We start from the raw sequence: 1615 nt of genomic DNA, 5'->3' as shown, positions 1-1615 counted from the left end.
CTTTTTTGTTAAATGTTAATTCACTTGATAAATGAAAAAAGAATCCATTTCTGATAAGGTTAAAACAACGACGAAATAACCACAGAAAGGATTCTTATAATGGCTACTTTACCGCAAATTACCCTTGATTTCAATCGCAAAATTAAATTGTCAAATGATGGAGGGGATCTGTCCTCCGATACTGGTGAATTTCTTTTTAGGGAATTCGATGAGAAAATTGGATTTTCAAAAACACTAGAAAACCATTTGAGGTTAAACGATTCTAGGGCCTATTACCTCCATTCAAACGAGAACTTATTACGTCAAAAGATTTATCAAATGATTGCGGGCTATTCCGAGGATGATGCAGCTGATCATTTAACGAAAGATCCAGTTTTCACCCAAATCATAGGAACGCCAGCGCTCGCTTCACAACCGAGTTTATCTCGTTTTTACACACGTTTTGATAAAGAGTCTATTGATCATTTAAATCAAGCAAACCAAGAATTACTTGATAAAATCCATTCATTTCGGGGGTCCGAAGCTTTATTTATCGATTTGGATTCAACCCATTCTGATACTTATGGAAATCAAGAGGATTCTTCCTACAATACGCATTATGGAACAATGGGTTTTCATCCATTGGTTGCTTTTGATGGTGCTACAGGTGACTTTCTTAAAGCGAAGCTTCGTCCCGGAAATGTATATACTTCAAATGGTATTGTTGAGTTTATTCAGCCATTAATTGAACACTACAACCAAAAGTTCCCTGAAACGAATTTATTCCTTCGTGGAGACAGTGGGTTTGCCGTCCCCGACTTGTACGAATTGTGTGAAAAGGAATCCGTTTTATATGTGATCCGATTAAAATCTAACCTACAATTACAAAGTCTTGCTAAAGAATACCATCCTTCTTCTGCACCACGAGATGTTTCAGAAACAGAGCGCTATTTTGAAGAAGCCACTTATCAAGCCAAGTCATGGTCGAAACCAAGAAAAGTGATTATCCAATCGGTACGACCAGCTGGTGAATTACTTTTTGCCCATTCCTTTTTTGTTACAAATTTTGAAATAGCTTCTCCAAAAGACATCGTACGAGCTTATCAAAAAAGAGGAACGATGGAGAACTATATCAAGGAATCAAAGAATGGCTTTTATTTGGATCACATGAATAGTCATTCTTTTCAAGTCAACACGGTAAAAATGATGCTAAGCCTGCTTGCTTATAATTTAACGAATTGGTTACGAACCATTTGCTTTCCACAAGGTCAAAAGATGATGCAAATTGATACCATACGTACAAGGCTTATTAAAGTTGCCAGTAAACTAGTGAAATCAGGTAGATCTTATTACTTTAAATTGTCATCAAGTTTTGTCTATCAGAAATTCTTTTGGAACGTATTGGGTCAAATACAAAAACTCCAGATTGAGTAGCTTAACTTGGTTTTACCAACTGAAAAAAATTTAAATTTCAGTTAAGGGGAGAAGTCTGCCTAAAAATAGGACATTTCCAATGGGAAATAAATTAATTAGATTTTAAAGGTTAGAAAATGTTCAATCTTATAAAAAGATAGAAAACTCTCACCTGCATTTTAGAAAAACGTGCATCTTTTAAAGTGCTATGAATATTTCAGGT

The 1615-nt window shown here is 35.2% G+C and carries 1 protein-coding gene; it reads left to right on the top strand.

Going from position 1 to position 1615, the window contains the following annotated elements; genetic code table 11:
* Positions 1-99: 99 nt before the first annotated feature.
* Complete coding sequence (locus QQZ16_RS03055; RefSeq protein ID WP_016205278.1) at positions 100-1413, top strand: IS1380 family transposase; 1314 nt, start codon at positions 100-102, stop codon at positions 1411-1413.
* The last annotated feature ends 202 nt before the right edge of the window (positions 1414-1615 follow it).

The sequence above is a fragment of the Bacillus sp. T2.9-1 genome, from assembly GCF_950097965.1.
Lineage (GTDB): Bacteria > Bacillota > Bacilli > Bacillales > Cytobacillaceae > Niallia > Niallia hominis.
The sequence above is the reverse complement of the archived record's forward strand: the minus strand, read 5'-3'. Positions and strand labels throughout refer to the sequence as shown.